The sequence below is a fragment of the Parabacteroides sp. AF39-10AC genome (assembly GCF_003635405.1).
Taxonomy (GTDB): domain Bacteria; phylum Bacteroidota; class Bacteroidia; order Bacteroidales; family Tannerellaceae; genus Parabacteroides; species Parabacteroides distasonis.
This window is the reverse complement of record NZ_QTLP01000004.1, coordinates 161,740-180,004: the sequence shown is the minus strand read 5'-3', so window position 1 is coordinate 180,004 and position 18,265 is coordinate 161,740. Positions and strand designations below refer to the sequence as shown.

The 18,265-nt window shown below is 45.6% G+C and carries 15 protein-coding genes; 7 read left to right on the top strand and 8 right to left on the bottom strand.

Annotated elements, in window-relative coordinates:
* Nucleotides 1-5: 5 nt before the first annotated feature.
* Nucleotides 6-902 carry a DMT family transporter gene (locus DW033_RS05320; protein ID WP_005864820.1) on the bottom strand — a complete coding sequence of 299 codons (897 nt, stop codon included), beginning with the start codon at nt 900-902 and terminating at the stop codon, nt 6-8.
* 3 nt (nt 903-905) lie between these two features.
* On the bottom strand, nt 906-1,664 hold the full coding sequence (truA, locus tag DW033_RS05315; protein ID WP_005854725.1) for a tRNA pseudouridine(38-40) synthase TruA: 759 nt from the start codon (nt 1,662-1,664) through the stop codon (nt 906-908).
* A 130-nt stretch (nt 1,665-1,794) separates the two neighbouring features.
* On the opposite strand from truA, the gene DW033_RS05310 reads away from it, so the two are divergent.
* From DW033_RS05310 to DW033_RS05295, 4 genes are all read left to right on the top strand, one after another.
* Complete coding sequence (locus DW033_RS05310; protein WP_122382518.1) at nt 1,795-3,393, top strand: aspartate:alanine exchanger family transporter; 1,599 nt, start codon at nt 1,795-1,797, stop codon at nt 3,391-3,393.
* 27 nt (nt 3,394-3,420) lie between these two features.
* Nucleotides 3,421-5,388, top strand: coding sequence for an alpha-L-arabinofuranosidase C-terminal domain-containing protein (locus DW033_RS05305; protein WP_122382517.1), 1,968 nt, complete (start codon nt 3,421-3,423; stop codon nt 5,386-5,388).
* 21 nt (nt 5,389-5,409) lie between these two features.
* Nucleotides 5,410-5,772: an MmcQ/YjbR family DNA-binding protein gene (locus tag DW033_RS05300; protein ID WP_122297559.1), complete on the top strand. Its 363-nt coding sequence runs from the start codon at nt 5,410-5,412 to the stop codon at nt 5,770-5,772.
* A 92-nt stretch (nt 5,773-5,864) separates the two neighbouring features.
* Nucleotides 5,865-8,009, top strand: coding sequence for an HRDC domain-containing protein (locus DW033_RS05295; RefSeq protein WP_122297560.1), 2,145 nt, complete (start codon nt 5,865-5,867; stop codon nt 8,007-8,009).
* Here DW033_RS05295 and DW033_RS05290 read toward each other — a convergent pair.
* Nucleotides 7,980-9,347: an MFS transporter gene (locus DW033_RS05290; RefSeq protein ID WP_036613045.1), complete on the bottom strand. Its 1,368-nt coding sequence runs from the start codon at nt 9,345-9,347 to the stop codon at nt 7,980-7,982. The genes DW033_RS05295 and DW033_RS05290 overlap by 30 nt on opposite strands.
* Nucleotides 9,348-9,353: 6 nt before the next feature.
* Nucleotides 9,354-9,977, bottom strand: coding sequence for a DUF4923 family protein (locus DW033_RS05285; protein ID WP_122297561.1), 624 nt, complete (start codon nt 9,975-9,977; stop codon nt 9,354-9,356).
* Between the two features lie 89 nt (nt 9,978-10,066).
* Here DW033_RS05285 and DW033_RS05280 point away from each other — a divergent pair, with 89 nt between their 5' ends.
* Nucleotides 10,067-12,073, top strand: coding sequence for a hypothetical protein (locus tag DW033_RS05280; protein ID WP_057329011.1), 2,007 nt, complete (start codon nt 10,067-10,069; stop codon nt 12,071-12,073).
* A 70-nt stretch (nt 12,074-12,143) separates the two neighbouring features.
* Here the strand turns inward: DW033_RS05280 and DW033_RS05275 are convergent, their stop codons facing one another.
* A complete protein-coding gene (locus DW033_RS05275) occupies nt 12,144-13,142 on the bottom strand; it encodes a class II fructose-bisphosphate aldolase (protein ID WP_005854709.1) in 999 nt (332 codons plus the stop codon).
* A gap of 223 nt (nt 13,143-13,365) precedes the next feature.
* Here DW033_RS05275 and DW033_RS05270 point away from each other — a divergent pair, with 223 nt between their 5' ends.
* Complete coding sequence (locus DW033_RS05270) at nt 13,366-13,620, top strand: type B 50S ribosomal protein L31 (RefSeq protein WP_005854707.1); 255 nt, start codon at nt 13,366-13,368, stop codon at nt 13,618-13,620.
* 88 nt (nt 13,621-13,708) lie between these two features.
* Nucleotides 13,709-14,806, top strand: coding sequence for a phosphotransferase enzyme family protein (locus tag DW033_RS05265; RefSeq protein WP_122382516.1), 1,098 nt, complete (start codon nt 13,709-13,711; stop codon nt 14,804-14,806).
* A 65-nt stretch (nt 14,807-14,871) separates the two neighbouring features.
* Here the strand turns inward: DW033_RS05265 and DW033_RS05260 are convergent, their stop codons facing one another.
* The 3 genes from DW033_RS05260 to DW033_RS05250 form a co-directional block, all read right to left on the bottom strand.
* Entirely contained in the window at nt 14,872-15,264 is a 393-nt protein-coding gene (locus DW033_RS05260) for a Dabb family protein (protein WP_122382515.1), read from the bottom strand.
* A gap of 312 nt (nt 15,265-15,576) precedes the next feature.
* Nucleotides 15,577-16,878 carry a PAS domain-containing sensor histidine kinase gene (locus DW033_RS05255; RefSeq protein WP_005864800.1) on the bottom strand — a complete coding sequence of 434 codons (1,302 nt, stop codon included), beginning with the start codon at nt 16,876-16,878 and terminating at the stop codon, nt 15,577-15,579.
* 12 nt (nt 16,879-16,890) lie between these two features.
* Nucleotides 16,891-18,261 (bottom strand): sigma-54 dependent transcriptional regulator, encoded by a 1,371-nt coding sequence (locus tag DW033_RS05250; RefSeq protein ID WP_122144334.1) that lies wholly within the window; start codon nt 18,259-18,261, stop codon nt 16,891-16,893.
* Between the last annotated feature and the right edge of the window lie 4 nt (nt 18,262-18,265).

Below are 18,265 nucleotides of genomic sequence, written 5' to 3'. Positions count from 1 at the left end.
ATTTTCTATTTTGTCCCCAAATATAGGAATATCATTCCTAACAACACAAGGAATAAGTCGATCGCCTTGTTCTTTAAGTTTTTTTCATGGAAGAAGATGGCTCCCGCCAAGAATGTCACCAATACGTTACTCCGACGTACCATCGATACGATCGAGATCATGGAATCCGGGAATGTCAAAGCATAAAAGTATACCCAATCCGCCACGCATAAGAATACGGAGATAAAGATGATATTCCATCGCCATTGGAAAGGCGTGCTCTTTTTCCGGTTCGGATACCATAGAAACAACAGGATAAATGACATGATAACACATTGATAGACATTAAACCAGACTTGTACCGTCATTACATCCATACTACGCATCAAATGCTTATCATACAATCCGCTCATCGCCCCGGTCAAGATAGACAGGACCGTGAAGAAGATCCATTTATTATGGGCAAAATGAATCCCCTCTTTCTTCCCCGATGAGGAAAGGAGATAAAAGGAAGCGATAGAAAGCAAGACTCCGACCCATTGAAATAGATTCAGCCGTTCCCCGAACAGAAGCATCGCACCCAGTAATGTAAGCACGGGCTGGCTGGCCTTGATCGGCCCAGTTATCGTCAGCGGCAAATGTTTCAAGGCAAAATACCCCGATATCCAAGAGGATAAGACGATCACCGCTTTTATCAACACCTTCACGTGATCCTCCAGAGAGGCACGGGGTACATACACCATCGTCCCGTCCAAGCAATCCGTATAAAAAGAGAGCAAGATGAACGGGACGAAAATCAAACTGCTTATGAGCGTATTGAAGAATAAAACGGGAATAACGGCATTCCCATTTAACGACATTTTCTTATTGACCTCGTAACAACCTAACAAAAAGGCAGAGAGGAAGGCTAGAGCTAACCACATGATTTAACCCTCCACAGGAAAGAGTTCTTCCGGGTACGTGACGTCTACCAAGAACAGGGCATGTCCCGGCACGGAGGTTCCGGCCTTGCAACGATCCTTTGCCTCAATCACGTTTCGGAAGCCGTCTATCGTTAAACGTCCTCTTCCGACTTCCAATAAAGTACCAACGATCGCACGCACCATATTACGAAGGAAACGGTCTGCACGGATCGTAAACACCCAAATATCCCCTTCTTGCGTCCAACCCGCATGTTGGATATGGCAATTATTCGTCTTTACATCCGTATGCAACTTACTGAAACTCGTAAAATCGATATAATCGAATAAGACCTTACACGCCTCGTTCATCGCCTCGAAATCCAAACGACCGGGAAGCTTATAAACCAGCTCATAATTAAACGGATCTTTCCTGGTCGTAATATAATATTTATAGGTTCGTGAAGTGGCGTCGAAGCGGGCATGCGCTTCCGGTACGACAGGCACGATCTTATAAACGGCGATATCTTTAGGCAGCAGCCTATTTAATTTTTCCGCAAGGAAAGCCAAATCCTCGATCGGTCCTTCCCAATCAAAATGGGCGATCATTAAGCGGGCATGTACACCGGCATCGGTACGGCCGGCCCCCACAATAGGCACGGGCTTACGCATCAAGATGGCCAAGGCCTCCTCTATAGATTGCTGCACCGTCATACCATTCGGCTGGATCTGCCAGCCCCGAAAATTCTTTCCGTTATATCCCAGATATATAAAATATCGTCTCACGCTTATGCTCTTTACTTTCTCTTTTCTAAAATATGGCACAAAGGTACAGAAATCCAGCCAAGCCGTTGCCCGAATGGACTAAAAAGTTTAATTTTGCATCTTTAACAGCTTCACTTCAAAACTATCTGACATGTTTGAAACATTACTTCAGTCTTCTTATTTTGCCCTGTTTCTGATCATAGCGCTTGGATTCATGCTAGGCCGGATACAGATCAAAGGTCTTTCGCTAGATGTATCGGCAGTTATTTTCATCGCCCTGTTATTCGGTCATTTTGGGGTTATCATACCCAAGGAATTAGGGAATATGGGGCTGGTATTATTTATCTTTACCATTGGTATCCAAGCGGGCCCCGGATTTTTCGACTCCTTCCGCTCCAAAGGCAAGACGCTCATTATCCTAACGTTATTAATTGTCGGTTCGGCATGCTTGACAGGAATCTTATTCAAGTATATCTTGGATATCGATACCCCGAGTATCGTCGGTCTGATCGCCGGGGCATTGACGAGTACGCCCGGTTTGGCGGTAGCGATCGACTCCACGCAATCATCCGCCGCATCCATCGCCTATGGTATCGCTTATCCGTTCGGCGTAATCGGCGTGATCCTTTTCGTGAAACTATTGCCAAAAATGCTTCGCAAGGATTTGATAGCCGAGGCTAAAGTGCTGGAAACCCAACGGAAAAGCCAATATCCTACATTACATACCGCCGCATTTAAAGTCACGAATAAAAACATCTGCGGAAAGAGTTTGGCTCAATTGCAGGTACGGGCCATGACCGGAGCGGTAGTCTCCCGTATAAAACACGACAATGTCATTTCTATGCCAACTCCCCATACCTCACTTCACGAGGGTGATTTATTGAAGGCCGTAGGTAATGACAAAGCCTTGGAGCAACTGACATTATTGTTGGGAGAACGTGTCGAGGGAGATTTACCGTTAAGTGGCGGACAGACTTTGCAATCCTTGTTACTTACCAATAAGAGCATTATCAATAAATCGCTAGGGCATTTAAATTTACAAGGCACTTTCGGTTGTACGGTAACCCGTGTGCGTCGAAGCGGAATCGACCTTTCCCCGGAACCTAATTTAGTGTTGAAGTTTGGAGATAAGTTGATGGTCGCCGGCGAGAAAGAAAGCGTAAACGAACTCGCCCAATTCATCGGCAATGATGAGAAACGTCTTTCGGATACGGACTTTTTCCCGATCGCTATGGGTATCGTATTGGGCGTATTGTTTGGAAAATTAAATATATCCTTCTCGGATTCTTTCTCATTCTCTCCGGGACTGACCGGCGGTATCCTTATGGTTGCCTTGGTATTAAGCGCCATCGGAAAAACAGGCCCGATCATTTGGTCTATGTCCGGCTCCGCTAATAACCTGCTTCGCCAATTGGGGTTATTACTATTCCTCTCCGAAGTAGGGACATCTGCCGGTGTAAACCTAGTTTCCACTTTCCAATCAAGCGGTTTAACGTTATTCGGAGTCGGTATCGCTATAACAATGATCCCTATGATCGTAGCTGTATTAGCCGGATATTATTTCTTTAAGATCAACATTCTCGATTTAGTCGGAACAATCGCCGGCGGTATGACCAGTACCCCGGGGCTTGCCGCCGCGGATTCCATGACAGACAGCCCAGCCCCAAGCGTGGCTTATGCGACAGTTTATCCGATAGCGATGGTATTCCTGATCTTGTTTATACAGATGATAGCGAATTTGATTGTCTAAATCTTTATTTATTGAAAAACACAGAATATGAGAAGAAAGAACATGAAAAAAACTGCGGCTTTATTCCTCTTAAGTGTCGGTATAAACTGCATGACCGCACAAGACATCGTGCCTGTGTATGAGTTTGACATCGATGTACAGAATGTAGGTGCGCCTATCCAATCAACTATGTATGGAATCTTCTTCGAGGATATCAATTTCGGGGCAGATGGAGGATTGTATGCGGAACTAATCAAGAACCGCTCCTTCGAGTTTGAGAATCCATGGGGAGGTTGGGAACCTTTCGGTGATGTAAGCATAGCTGAAAAGAATCCCTGTTTCGACAAAAACCCCCATTACGCACACCTGACTTATGCCGGACAAATCACCGGAACCGGTCTGGAGAACGAAGGCTTCAAAGGTATCGGTATAAAAGCTAATGAAAATTACGACTTTTCCTTATATGCCCGTACCGAGACCAATAACCCGATCAAACTACGTATCGAATTGGTAAATAGAGATAACGATATTTATGAGACACAACACCTAGAGATAAAAGGAAAAGACTGGAAGAAATATTCCGTTATCTTGTCTCCCAAAGCGACCGAGGCTAAATCACGCCTACGCATCACGATGGAAACGGCAGGCACCTTGGATCTGGAACATATCTCCCTTTTTCCAGAAAAGACATTCAACAATCGCACGAACGGCCTACGCCGCGATCTAGCACAAGCGTTGAAAAATCTAAAGCCGGGAATCTTTCGTTTCCCGGGTGGATGTATCGTTGAGGGTACAACCATCGCCACACGCTACCAATGGAAAAATACGGTAGGCCCCATAGAGAATCGGCCTATCAATATCAATCGGTGGAATTATACATTTCCTCACAAGAAATTCCCAGACTATTATCAATCTTACGGTTTGGGATTCTTTGAGTATTTCCAATTAAGCGAAGATATCGGAGCTGAGCCCTTGCCCGTATTGAATTGCGGGCTGTCATGCCAGTTTGAGAATGAGGGCATGGACCAACATGTACCGGTAGATAAATTACAACCTTATATAGACGATGCCTTGGACTTAATCGAATTCGCCAATGGCCCGGTTACCTCCCAATGGGGCAAAGTGCGTGCGGATATGGGGCATCCGGCTTCTTTTAATCTGAAATTTATCGCTATCGGTAACGAGCAATGGGGACCGTTATATCCCGAACGCCTCGAACCGTTCGTGAAAGCCATCCGAGCTAAATATCCGGAGATCAAAATCATCGGCAGTTCCGGTCCTAATTCGGAAGGCAAAGATTTCGAATATCTATGGCCGGAGATGAAATGCTTAAAAGTAGATCTGGTGGATGAACATTTCTATCGCTCACCGGAATGGTTCCTAAATAGTGCCAAACGATATGATTCGTATGATCGGCAAGGCCCCAAAGTGTTCGCCGGTGAATATGCTTGCCACCCGACTAACCGGGAGAATAGCTTCCTGACCGCATTATGCGAGGCTGCGTTTATGACCGGTCTTGAGCGAAATGCCGACGTGGTCGAATTATGCACATACGCCCCTTTATTCGCACATGTCGATGCGTGGCAATGGCGCCCGGACTTAATCTGGTTCGACAACCTAAACATCGTGAAAACTCCTAACTACTATGTACAACAATTATACGGGCACAATGCTGGAACAAACGTATTGCCCCTGACGATGAACAAAGAAGCCGTTACCGGGCAAAGCGAGCTATTCGCCACAGCCGCTTTCGACAAAGGCACAAACGAGTTCATCATCAAAATCGTCAATACCAGCATCCAGAGCAAAAAAATCAAATTAAACCTAAACGGAATCTCATCCGGCAAGCATAAAGGAAAGTTGACAGTCTTACATGCCTCAGACCTAGAAGCGAAGAATACATTGGGTAAACCGGAAACAGTCATACCCATTGAATCAGCGGTGGAACTAGAGGCTCCCGCTACTGAAGTCTCCATCCAACCATTAAGTTTCTTAGTCTATAGGATATCGCTATAATCTATCATACATACGAAAGTTATGAATATTGAAGAGTTTAGGGAATATTGCCTTTCGTTGAATGGTGTTTATGAAAAAATGCCTTTCACGAATGTCCCTGATAAATACAGTCGGGACGTTCTTTGCTTTTATGTAGGAAGTAAATGGTTTTGTTTTGTGAATATCGAAGTATTTGATTTTTGTTGTATTAAATGCGATCCCAATGAGTCGGGTGAATTACAAGCCCGATATTCAGAAATAACACCCGGTTGGCATATGAATAAAAAATACTGGATTAGTGTCTATTTTAATCAAGATGTACCCGACAACAAGATCAAAGAGCTTATAAAACAATCCTACGATATCGTATATCAATCTCTTCCTAAAAAGGAAAAAGGGATGTAGATTTTAGCGCAGTTACTCCGTTTATTTTCCATTTGAGAAGGACGTTTGAAAGATTATACGTACATTTGTGAATTCACCTAAACGACTTAAATATGATGCAAACAAATTTACAATTGGACCTTGCCTTCAACTATCTGGAAAATACCGGAACCAACATCTTCCTTACCGGAAAAGCGGGAACAGGAAAGACCACATTCTTGAAAAAACTTAAAGAGACTTCCCCAAAACGGATGATTGTGGTAGCACCTACCGGAGTGGCGGCGATTAATGCGGGAGGGGTAACCATTCACTCCTTCTTTCAGCTACCTTTCGGACCGTATATACCGGGTAGCGAAATGGCCTCCGGGCAAAATAAATCCTATTCTCATAAATTCAGCCGGGATAAGATCAATATCATCCGTAGTATGGACCTGCTCGTTATTGATGAGGTCAGTATGGTACGTGCCGATTTGCTGGACGCTATCAGTGATATGCTACGTCGTTACCGGGATAGGAATAAACCCTTTGGGGGCGTTCAATTATTATTGATCGGAGATTTACAACAATTAGCCCCCGTAGCGAAGGAGGACGAATGGAATTTGTTGAGAGAACATTACGCCTCTCCCTTCTTTTTTGACAGTAAGGCTCTTTCCGAAAGTGATTATCTTTGCATCGAATTAACTCAAGTATATCGCCAAGCGGACGATACGTTCGTACGCTTATTGAACAATATCCGGGAAAACCGCTTCGACGAGAATACGCTACACACCTTAAACCAACGTTATATCCCCAATTTTAAACCAAATGACAAAGCGGGTTATATCACGCTGACAACCCATAATTATCAAGCCCAGCAAATCAATAACCGGAAATTGCAAGAATTACCCGACCCGGCTTATACGTATAAGGCGGAGATCAAGGATGACTTTCCGGCTTACTCCTACCCGACCGACGAGGTATTGGAGCTAAAGCAAGACGCTCAAGTCATGTTCGTAAAAAACGACTCTTCCGGCGAAAGACGATATTATAACGGAAAGATCGGCCGAATTGTCTTCATCAGCCCGAGCAAGATTATCGTATCCGACGAATTAGGAAACGATATCACCGTAGACCGGGAGACATGGACAAACGTGAAATATACGATCGACGAGAACACGAAGGATATCACGGAAACAATCGCCGGCTCTTTCAGCCAATACCCACTGAAAACCGCTTGGGCGATCACGATCCATAAAAGCCAAGGCTTGACTTTCGAACATGCCATCATCGACGCATCCGCCGCCTTCTCACACGGACAAGTCTACGTTGCCTTGAGCCGTTGCAAGACATTGGAAGGAATGGTATTGAGTAGCCCGATCACTCGAAACGCCATGATTAGCGATGAGAAGATATTAAGTTATACCTCTTCCCTCTCGGAGCGTCAACCGTGTGAAGACCAACTGCGTCAAGCCCAACAACAGTATTATTTGAGATTGGCAACCGAGCTATTCGACTTCAATCCCGTACAACAAAAGTTGCAATATACATCTTACGCAGCATACACCCATCTGCAAAAACTATACCCGGAATTAAGCAACCAATATCCCCGGGTACGGGATTATTTCCGTTCGGATATAGTAGAAGTAGGCGAACGTTTCTGCCAGCAACTCACCCGTATGATCTCCAGCACGAATCTCTATGATACGGACGAGCATATACAAGACCGCATCCGAAAAGGTTGCGCTTACTTTCTGGAAAAGATCGAGACCTATTGCCTCCCTTTGATAGAGGCTTCCGACGTGGAGATCGACAATAAAGAGGCCCGTAAGGCATTTACATCCGCATTAAAAGCTTTCAGCGATGAGCTTACGATCAAGGTCGCTACATTAAAAGCCTGCCAAGATGGTTTTCGTCTCATCGACTATCTATCCGCCAAGGCTAAAGCGAACATTGAGGAGTCGGCTGTTGCCAGCAAGCGGAAATCGACGCGGAAATCGACGGAAGCGGAAAAGATCCCCGTCTCCACGGATGTCTTACATCCTGAGCTATATGCCCGTTTGAAACAATGGAGATACGAGCTTGCCGTAGAAAAGGAGTTGCCTCCTTACACGATCTTGCAACAGAAAGCCTTAATTGGCGTTTGCAACACTTTGCCCACGAACTCGAAAGAACTGTTGAAGATACCCGGAATCGGCAAAAAGATCATAGAGAACTACGGTGAGACCCTATTAGAAATCGTATCTTCCTACTCACCTTCCACGCATGGGAACGGGCTGTGAGATACGGAGACAACTCACGATAGCGGCGACTAAAGCGAAACCGACCGCTACATACATACAAACCGGCATACTATCGGTCGCAGAGGTAACACTAAAGATCAAAGCGACAAATGTCGTCCCCAGCGTTTGCCCCAACAGTCGTGCCGTACCTTGCATACCGTTCGCCCCACCACTCCGGGAACGAGGGGCGGCCGATATCATCGTACTATTATTCGGGGTCTGGAACAGGCCGAAACCCATACCGCAAAGCATCAATCGCCAAGCGATATCCATATTGGTGGGTTGCTCCGGCAATAAAGCCAATAGAAGAAGTCCGGTCGCATACACCACCATCCCGATACCGCCTAACAATCCGGGATGATATTTCTCGATCAGCCTCCCGGCCACCGGAGCGATCAAGATCGTCGCTACCGGCCAAGGAGTCAACAGCAGCCCCGTCTCCACCTCATTTCTTCCGGCTACATTTTGCAAATAAAAAGGTAATGATACCATCGCCAACAACTGTGCCGTAAATGAAGTAATCGAGGATAATACGGACAAGGCGAATATCGGAATCCGCATCAAGTCCAATGGCAATATCGGAACCTCCTGCCGTAGTTGCCTGCGGATAAAAAATGTTCCGATCACCAATAGAAGAAGAACCTGTAAAGCGATCATTCTCCAGTTCTCATGATGGGCGATGCCTTCCAACGAATAAATCAGCAATCCGAAAGTCAAGGCATTCGAGATTCCACCGATCTTATCAAACTTTCGTTTCGGCCCATCCTTGCAAGGATTTTGAGGCAAAAGAAAATAACCCGTTATAATCGCGCAAATCCCTAAAGGTACGTTGATAGCGAACAACCAATTCCAAGAAGCGACTGATAAAATAGCGCCCGCCAACGACGGCCCGGCAGCAATCGATACCGCCACGACCATGGCATTGATACTCATTCCCCGCCCTATATATTGAGGAGGATAAATAATACGAAGTAAAGCGGTCGTCACGCTCATGATAGCCGAGGCTCCGATCCCTTGCAATATTCTCGCGACCGTCAACATGGCGAAAGACGAGGATAAGGCACAGAATAATGACGTTGAGCAGAATATTGTCGTCCCGATCAAGAAAATCCGCTTATATCCATAAATATCTCCCAAAGCGGAGAATGATAAAAGAGACATCGTAATCGTCAGCTGATAAGCGTTGACAATCCAGATCGTGGAGGAAGGGGATGTCCCGAATTCACGGGACAAGGTAGGAAGCGCCACGTTGACAATCGTACCGTCCAACACGGACATGGTCAATGCCAACGCAACCGCTATTACTGCCCAATAACGCCTCGGTATAAATCGTATCATATTACATTATTTCTTCAAATCGAAACCCAGCATCATGCCATCGTACTCACTCGCCAACTTATTGATGGCTTTCAAGGTCGTATTGCTAGATATAGAAGAAACCGTGCTCAAGAACTTCAGTAATTTATCCGCGTTAAAAAGCAATGTCAACTCATTACCAGAAAGGATGACATGGGCGGTAAGCGTAGAAACGGTCAGCTTCTTATTACCCACCGTATACCGTAACGTCACCGTTTTATCTTCCGGACTCACCGAGTAAGTACCTTTCAGGCTTCCCCTTTTCAATGCGCTCGTAAACGTACTATCCGAATTAAAGACATAATTAAATACACCTTCCACGATACCTACTTTCTCGCAATATTCCTTCATTTTCTTCTCTGCCTCGGTAGCCGCCAAGCTTCCCGCTACATTCTTCAAGGCATTATCACCTTCCAGTCGCAAGGCAGGATTCACATACATCCAAGTTCCCTGTAAATTCTCGAAAGTCACGGCTTTCCCTCCGGTGACAGAAGTCACGGCGTTCTTTACGGCAGATGAATTTAAGATATCTTTCAAGGACTGTCCCTTCATGTTTCCGGGAATCAACAAAAGGCCGCATACGGCCATCCACATACATAGTAACTTTTTCATCTCTTTGTTTTTTACTCAATTAGAAAAATCGGCCAAAGATACGAATATTATTCATACATTTGTTTTAAATAACTTTATACAAACATACCATGAGAAAGCAAGTCGTACGTATTTGTATGTTACTGGCCTGCGCCTTTGGCTTTATGCAAGGGCAAGCCAGCATCCAGCCTTCTATCGTAAAAGCTACGATAGACGAGCTAATAGCCAAGGACGCTAAGAATCAAGCAGGAATCACGAAGGGTGTCGAGCAAGTAGCCCGCCTCTGGCAAACCTCCGATGGGGATGAGCAAGCGTTTCAAACCTTCTGCCGGGAGAATTATCTATCCGATCCCGCCGAAAAAGACCAAGTTTTCCTCAAGATCAGCGAGTATCTTGAAGGTATCAATGGCAATTTCAACGAGATGGTACTCTGTCTGCAACGAAATTTGAACCTAGATACCGGACCTCTACACGCCATCGACGAGAAATTCGGGTCCTACAGCCCCAGTTCCCACCTAATGGACGATCTATACGCCAACAAGATCGGCTTCATCATCGCCCTCAACTTTCCCCAACTTACTCTCAAGGAGAAAGAGGCGTTAGGTGATGACCGTAAAGCATGGGCCTACGCCCGTCTGGGCGATATGTTTACGGAACGGATACCGGCGGAAGTAAAGCAAGCCGCCGCCGATACGGAAAGTGACGCAGATATTTACATCGCGGATTATAATATCTATATGGGGCATTTACTAACTCCTAAAGGAAAAACCATTTTCCCCTCCGACATGCGCTTACTTTGCCATTGGAACCTTCGCGACGAGATCAAGGCCAATTATAACAAAGGAAAAGAGGGATTGGAAAAACAACGGATGGTATATGAGGTCATGAAGCGAATCATCTCGCAAGAAATCCCGAAAGAGGTGATCAACTCGGATCGTTACGAATGGAACCCGTACGCCAATACGTTATCCCAAGCTGGAAATGAACTAGAAGGTACCCCTGAAAGCCCGGCCCGCTATCAGAAAATGTTGAATAATTTCAACGCCATGCAGCGTATAGACAAATATACGGGAAACACTTATATAGACCGTAAGTTCACGGAAGATATGGAAATAGATGTCAACGATGTAGAAGCCCTGTTCGATCAGTTCCTTTCCGCCCCCGAACTAAAGGAAGTGGGGAAAATCATCACCAAACGCCTCGGACGCAAACTGGAAGCCTACGATATATGGTACGATGGCTTCAAGGCCCGTAGCAATCTGGACGAGAACAAGCTAAACGAGCAAACCCGTACCCTGTATCCCGATGCGGTAACGATGGAAAAGAAGCTACCGGAAATCTTACAGAAACTAGGATTCAGCCCCGATCGTGCCCAATATCTGGCGGATAAGATCGCAGTCGATCCCGCCCGTGGTTCCGGTCATGCGTGGGGAGCCTCCATGAAAGGCCAGCGTTCCCGTTTACGTACCCGTATTCCTTCACAAGGGATGGATTACAAAGGATATAATATCGCCATCCATGAGTTTGGGCACAACGTAGAGCAAACGATCTCATTATATGATGTCGATTATTATATGCTCAACGGAGTTCCCAATACGGCTTTCACCGAAGCGCTGGCCTTTGTCTTCCAGAAAAGAGACCTTGAGTTACTGGGCATAAAAGACGAGAATCCGGAAAAAGAAAAGATGGATATCTTGGATAAGATATGGAGCATGTATGAGATTTGCGGTGTTTCCATGCTGGATATCTCCGTATGGAAATGGATGTACGCACATCCTAACGCTACCGCCGGGGAATTGCAGGAGGCCGTGATCCGTCTTTCCAAGGAAATCTGGAATAAGTATTACGCTCCGGTATTCGGTGTGAAAGACGAGACCGTTCTAGCGATTTACTCCCATATGATCGGTTATCCGCTCTACCTTTCCGCCTACGCTTTCGGACAGATTATCGAGTTCCAACTTGAGAACTACCTCAACGGCAAGGATTTCGCGAATGAGGTTAGCCGTATCTTCAAGCAAGGCCGCCTCACCCCGAATGTGTGGATCAAGCAAGCTACCGGCAACGATCTTACCGTAGATCCGATGTTGGAAGCACTCCGTAAGGTATTAAAAGACTAAACTACAGACTAAAAGAAAAGCCATCCCGATACCGAGATGGCTTTCTTTATTTATATCAAGAAACTTCCGATTATAACTTGTCGTTAGAACCAAGAACGTTGATAATCTTGTGTTTGTAAAGTTTCTCCATGTTATCACGAGCCGGGCCCAGATATTTACGAGGATCGAATTCAGCCGGTTTCTCAGCGAAAGTCTTGCGGATAGCGGCAGTCATCGCCAAACGAGAGTCTGAGTCGATATTGATCTTACATACAGAAGATTTAGCAGCCTTACGCAACCACTCTTCAGGAATACCGATAGCAGCCTTCAAAGCGCCACCGAATTTGTTGATAGTCTCAACCTCTTCCTGAGGAACAGAAGAAGAACCGTGAAGAACGATAGGGAATCCCGGAAGTTTCTCCATAACAGCGTCCAAAACATCGAATGCCAATGGAGGAGGAACCATCTTACCTGTAACAGGGTCGATCGTACATTGCTCCGGAGTGAACTTATAAGCACCGTGAGAAGTACCGATTGAGATAGCCAAAGAATCGCAGCCCGTACGAGTAGCGAAGTCGATAACTTCCTCAGGATTGGTATAAGTGTGGTGGTCTGAAGAAACCTCATCCTCAACACCTGCCAATACACCAAGCTCGCCTTCTACAGTTACATCGAATTGATGAGCGTACTCAACAACTTTCTTAGTCAAAGCGATGTTCTCTTCATAAGGAAGGTGAGAACCGTCGATCATTACAGATGAGAAGCCAGAGTCGATACAGCTCTTGCAAGTCTCAAACGTATCACCATGGTCTAAGTGAAGAACGATCTGAGGATTCGGGCAACCTAATTCCTTAGCATATTCAACAGCACCCTGTGCCATGTAACGAAGCAAAGTAGCGTTTGCGTACTGGCGAGCGCCCTTTGAAACTTGCAAAATAACCGGAGATTTTGTCTCTACAGCAGCCTTGATGATAGCCTGCATCTGTTCCATGTTATTGAAGTTGAAAGCAGGAATAGCATATCCGCCCTTGATAGCCTTAGCGAACATTTCTTTTGTGTTCACCAAGCCCAAATCTTTGTAATTTACCATAGTTGTTATTATGTTATTACGTTAATGATTAAAAACTTGCACAAAGATAATCAAGATTCACGACAAATGATGCTTCAAAGCATATAAAATAACACAAAATCAACGCTCTTGAAAAAAATAATACGATTTTCTTTGTTTGTTTGTGGCAAACCCTTACCTTTGCAAGCCAAAATACCGGTTACCAAATATATACAGAGTATAAATTAAAATAGATAATAAAGCAATGAAAAAAGGTATTCATCCTGAAAATTATCGTCCTGTAGTATTTAAGGACATGTCAAACGATGATGTATTCATCACTCGTTCTACTATTAACGCTAAAGAGACGATCGAGATCGACGGCGTAACTTATCCGTTGGTAAAGGTCGAGATCTCTAACACTTCTCACCCGTTCTACACTGGTAAGTCTAAGTTGGTCGATACAGCCGGACGTGTTGATAAGTTCATGAGCCGTTATGGTAACCGTAACAAGAAATAAGATTTCTTTCTTTAAGAAATAAAAAAAGGTCACGATTTGTATCGTGGCCTTTTTTTGTATCTTTGCCGGAGTTAACATATGAAATATCATGGCAAAAACGAAAGAACAATTACTAAACATCTTGGCCCAGTTCCAGTTGGACGAGAAAGTAGTTTCCGCTGAACCATTCGGAAACGGACACATTAATGATACATTGAAAGTGACCAACGAGAAAGGGGAGATCAAATACGTGCTACAGCGTATCAACCATTTAATCTTCACCAATGTGGATATGCTGCAAAATAACATCCATGTGGTTACCACTCATATCCGCAAGAAGCTGGAGGAAAAAGGTGAAACGGATATCGACCGTAAGGTATTAACCTTCTTGCCGACTAAAGACGGGAAAAAATATTATTTCGACGGAGATAGTTATTGGCGGGTATGCCTATTCATCCCTCGCAGCAAAAGCTATGAGGAAGTAACTCCTGAGCTTTCTTATGAGGCTGGCAAAGCGTTCGGTGATTTCCAGACCATGTTGTCCGATATACCCGAGGGTACGCTGGGCGAGACCATCCCGGATTTCCATAATATGGAGTTCCGCTTGCGACAATTCCATGAGGCTGTAGCCGCTAATCCGGCAGGCCGGTTGGAAGAGGTGAAAGATTTGGTAGAGGAGATCGAGAAACGTGCCGAAGCGATGTGCATTCAAGAACGCCTGTACCGTGAGGGCCAATTGAAGAAACGCACGAACCATTGCGATACAAAAGTTAACAATATGATGTTTGACGCTGATAACGACAAGGTGCTTTGCGTGATCGACTTGGACACCGTGATGCCGGGTTTCGTCCTTTCCGATATCGGCGACTTTATCCGTACCGGAGCCAATACGGGTGCCGAGGACGATGAGAATCTGGATAACGTAAACGTTAATATGGAGATATTCAAAGCCTATACCCGTGGATATATGGAAAAAGCCAAGGCGTTCTTAACTCCTACCGAGATCAAATTGCTACCTTACGGTGGACGCTTATTGACTTATATGCAGACCGTTCGTTTCTTAACCGATTATATCAACGGCGATACCTATTACAAGATCCATAGCCCGAAACATAACTTAATCCGTACAAAAGCCCAATTCAAGCTACTTCAAAGCCTAGAAGCCCATGCGGAAGAGATGGATCAGTTCATGAATCAATGGTTATAATATAAAGTAACTGAGAAATATAAAAACGGGCGGGGTGACTCATCGATTCATCCCGCCCATTCTTTTTATTTCGTCCAATAATCCAACACCGTAACCGCCGATGCCTTCCCTCCTAACACCTTGCCAAACGCTTTATGCGCCGGATGTACCAAATAGGCGTCCCGATCCGCATCCGAATGAAAAGTCAAGAAAAAGCAATGAGTCAAGCCCTGTTGCAATCCCTCCGGACTACAATCTGTTCCCCACTCATATCCTTTGATCAAATCGATTTGAGAAGGCAACTTACTAAAGGCATCCTCAACCTCTTTCACCTGCGCCTCAGACACATCCGGCTTAAAACCGAACATAACAACATGGCGAAGAACTTTCTCCGGCTTTTGATCACTCGAATAGCTTACCATTAATACAGAAAATACGATAATCGCAAGGATAAATAATACAGATACTACTTTCTTCATGATATTCAAGATTAGATTTCTATTGCTTTGTTATACGGCCCAAAGATAGTATAAAATCCAGTACAGCTTGCCCAAAACCTCCGTATCCTTTAGTCCTTTCCATCCCTATCTTTAGACTTTTCCTCTAGAGACATCCATCATCTATCAACTGTTGGACGATCATGCAACGGCTGGTAGAAGATCGTGCAACAGTTGGTAGATGATCATGCAACGGCTGTTGCATGATGAATACAAGCAGACAAAAAGGCTAACACCTGTAAGGATACAGCCTTAGCCTACAAGGGAAAAACCTCAAACCATAAAGGGATTATTTCAACTAAACCAAATCTTAAACCTTGTCAATCCATCCGCGTAAGAGCGGAGAGAGAATCGGCAATCATGTTTTAACAGTACCTCACGGATAAAGATCAAGCCGATACCTTGTCCGTTCGGTTTCGTAGAGAAGAACGGACTGAATAGTTTAGTTTCCGTTTCCTTGTCGATGCCCTTGCCCGTATCGGCTATCTCCAAGCAGGTGGGACGCACAGTCGTCCGGATATAAATCTTTCCATCCCGCTCGATGGATTCGGCGGCATTCTTGATAATATTGACCAAGACTTGCTCGAATAATGAATTATCCAAATTCACGACTGGAGATTCCTCGCTCAGATCCATAACAATCTCGATATTCCGGTTCTGGCAAACCGTCTCCATAAAGCGTTTACAAGCGGACACCACTTGGTTCAATTCTTGCGGACGACTTTGGGGTTCGGGTATACGCACCACATCTGCGAAATTGGTGATGAAATGGCTCATGCTATAGCAGCGTTCTATGGAGACCCGCAAAACCTCGCAGACATCCTCCATATCTTCCATCCCGCTGAAAGTAGACTCCAACGTATCCAAGGTAGAGGTGATACCCGCGGTCGTATTATTCACCTCATGAGAGATCATACGTATCACTTTCTCATACGCTTTCTTCTCGGCCTTGAACACCTCTTGGGTCAACGTCTCTATCAAATAAAACTGGTGGTGAAAGCCCCGGTCCACGAATGAAGAATGCGTACATTTATAAATATTAGCGTCGTTCAACCGGACGGTTTGCGCTTGATACATCGGAACCCGTACCAATTCTTCCGCCAAGGGAGAATCTAGTTGAAGAAAACGTTTTCCCACCATATCCTCCGAGCTTTGCGCGCCAAACAATTTACATGCGGCCGGGTTCATGGATAGAATCTCCTCATCCAAGTTCAAGATGATCACTCCCATCGGAGAGGCGTTGACCAGCAAGTCCAAGAAATGGTTTTGCTCCCGGAGGTGCAAACGCTCATTCTTCAACTGCTCCATCATCTTATTAAACACATCGACCACCCGGTCCGCCTCCGTTTGCCCGACCTTTCCCAAGCGGGAACTAAAGTCTTGCTCTTTCAACAACTCCATACCGTTACCGATGATATGCAAGGGCTTTATGATACGGCGATAAAAGACAAATAAATAGATGATCGTAAGCAAGACCAAGGCTTCTACCGCGAAAAACATCCGGATAGAAGACGTATAAAAGACATAATAAGTCACCACCGCCAATATAGTCAACAGCAGCGTCGTCAATATCCAGAATAGTCCTTTCAGCCTCATCCTCGCCTCTTCTTATTTATCGATCGGGATTCCGTATTTCTCTAATCTCCGGTACAAGGCGGCACGACTGATTCCCAGCGCCGTAGCGACATGCGATAAATTCCCTCCATGCGCTTCCAAGGAGCGTAAGATGGTTTGCTTCTCCAACTCATCCAAGGTCAAGCCCTCCAAAGAAGACGGAATCGTTGATTTAGAGCCGGATGTATTCATGCAATGAACCTCGAAATCAGCGGCATCCAAAAGCGTCTTACCCGACACAAGGATCGTCCGCTCCACCAAGTTCTTCAACTCACGGATATTACCGAGAAAAGGAAGACGGCTTAAATAGGTCTGGGCATCCGATGAGAACTCCACCCTCGGTAGCCCATTGACCTCCGATTGCTTATCCGCGAAATATCGGGCCAGCAATGGGATATCCTCCCTTCGCTCACGCAAGGCGGGTAAATGCACCGTGATCAAATTGATCCGGTAAAAAAGATCCTCACGGAACGTACGGTCCGCCACCATCGATCGTAAATCCCGGTTCGTAGCGCTTACGACCCGTATATCCACCTTCCGGGGGCGGCTATCCCCCAAGACCTCAAAGGTCTGGTCTTGCAATACCCGAAGCAGCTTTACTTGGCAAGACAGTTCCAAATCGCCGATCTCATCCAAGAAGATCGTGCCTTTGTTCGCCATCTCGAAACGCCCTACCCGATCCATGTACGCGTCCGTAAAAGCCCCCTTCTTATGTCCGAACATCTCGCTCTCAAAAAGACTTTGGGAAAGTCCGCCTAGGTTTACCTTTACGAAAGCCTCTTTCGACCGGGGGCTATTCGCATGGATCGCTTCCGCTATCAGCTCTTTACCCGTACCGCTCTCGCCGGTAATCAAAACAGAGGCGTTTGTCGGGGCGATACGCGAGACCGTCCCCAATACATCCATCAAAGCGGCACTTTGCCCCACGATCTTATCAAAATGAAATTTATGGTCGGCATCCGAACGGTTCAAGGGAGCGTTTGTCTCTTTCTTCTGCTCGCTCAATTCCAAGGCGGTCCGGATCGATTTCAATAATACCAAGTTATTCCAAGGCTTCGTGATAAAATCGAAGGCTCCGGCTTGCATTCCCTGCACTGCCAAAGAGATCGATCCCCAAGCGGTCATCAAGATCACAGGTACATCGGGACGAAAGATCTTCACCTGTCTCAATAATTGAATCCCCTCCTCGCCCGTGGTAGTCAGCGTGAAGTTCATATCCATCAAGATCAGCTCCGGCGCCGTGGCACGGACCACCTCCAAGGCCTCCTTCGGCCCCGGAACCGCCTCCGACCGGAAACCCGCACGTTTTAGCAGGAATGTAAGCGAGGAACGAACAGCCGCATCATCATCTATTATCAGTATCATATAA

Coding starts and splice junctions, on each gene's coding strand:
- DW033_RS05320 (WP_005864820.1), bottom strand. CDS start 902: ATGTGGTTAGCTCTAGCCTTCCTCTCTGCCTTTTTGTTAGGTTGTTAC.
- DW033_RS05310 (WP_122382518.1), top strand. CDS start 1,795: ATGTTTGAAACATTACTTCAGTCTTCTTATTTTGCCCTGTTTCTGATC.
- DW033_RS05305 (WP_122382517.1), top strand. CDS start 3,421: ATGAGAAGAAAGAACATGAAAAAAACTGCGGCTTTATTCCTCTTAAGT.
- DW033_RS05300 (WP_122297559.1), top strand. CDS start 5,410: ATGAATATTGAAGAGTTTAGGGAATATTGCCTTTCGTTGAATGGTGTT.
- DW033_RS05295 (WP_122297560.1), top strand. CDS start 5,865: ATGATGCAAACAAATTTACAATTGGACCTTGCCTTCAACTATCTGGAA.
- DW033_RS05290 (WP_036613045.1), bottom strand. CDS start 9,347: ATGATACGATTTATACCGAGGCGTTATTGGGCAGTAATAGCGGTTGCG.
- DW033_RS05285 (WP_122297561.1), bottom strand. CDS start 9,977: ATGAAAAAGTTACTATGTATGTGGATGGCCGTATGCGGCCTTTTGTTG.
- DW033_RS05280 (WP_057329011.1), top strand. CDS start 10,067: ATGAGAAAGCAAGTCGTACGTATTTGTATGTTACTGGCCTGCGCCTTT.
- DW033_RS05275 (WP_005854709.1), bottom strand. CDS start 13,142: ATGGTAAATTACAAAGATTTGGGCTTGGTGAACACAAAAGAAATGTTC.
- DW033_RS05270 (WP_005854707.1), top strand. CDS start 13,366: ATGAAAAAAGGTATTCATCCTGAAAATTATCGTCCTGTAGTATTTAAG.
- DW033_RS05265 (WP_122382516.1), top strand. CDS start 13,709: ATGGCAAAAACGAAAGAACAATTACTAAACATCTTGGCCCAGTTCCAG.
- DW033_RS05260 (WP_122382515.1), bottom strand. CDS start 15,264: ATGAAGAAAGTAGTATCTGTATTATTTATCCTTGCGATTATCGTATTT.
- DW033_RS05255 (WP_005864800.1), bottom strand. CDS start 16,878: ATGAGGCTGAAAGGACTATTCTGGATATTGACGACGCTGCTGTTGACT.
- DW033_RS05250 (WP_122144334.1), bottom strand. CDS start 18,261: ATGATACTGATAATAGATGATGATGCGGCTGTTCGTTCCTCGCTTACA.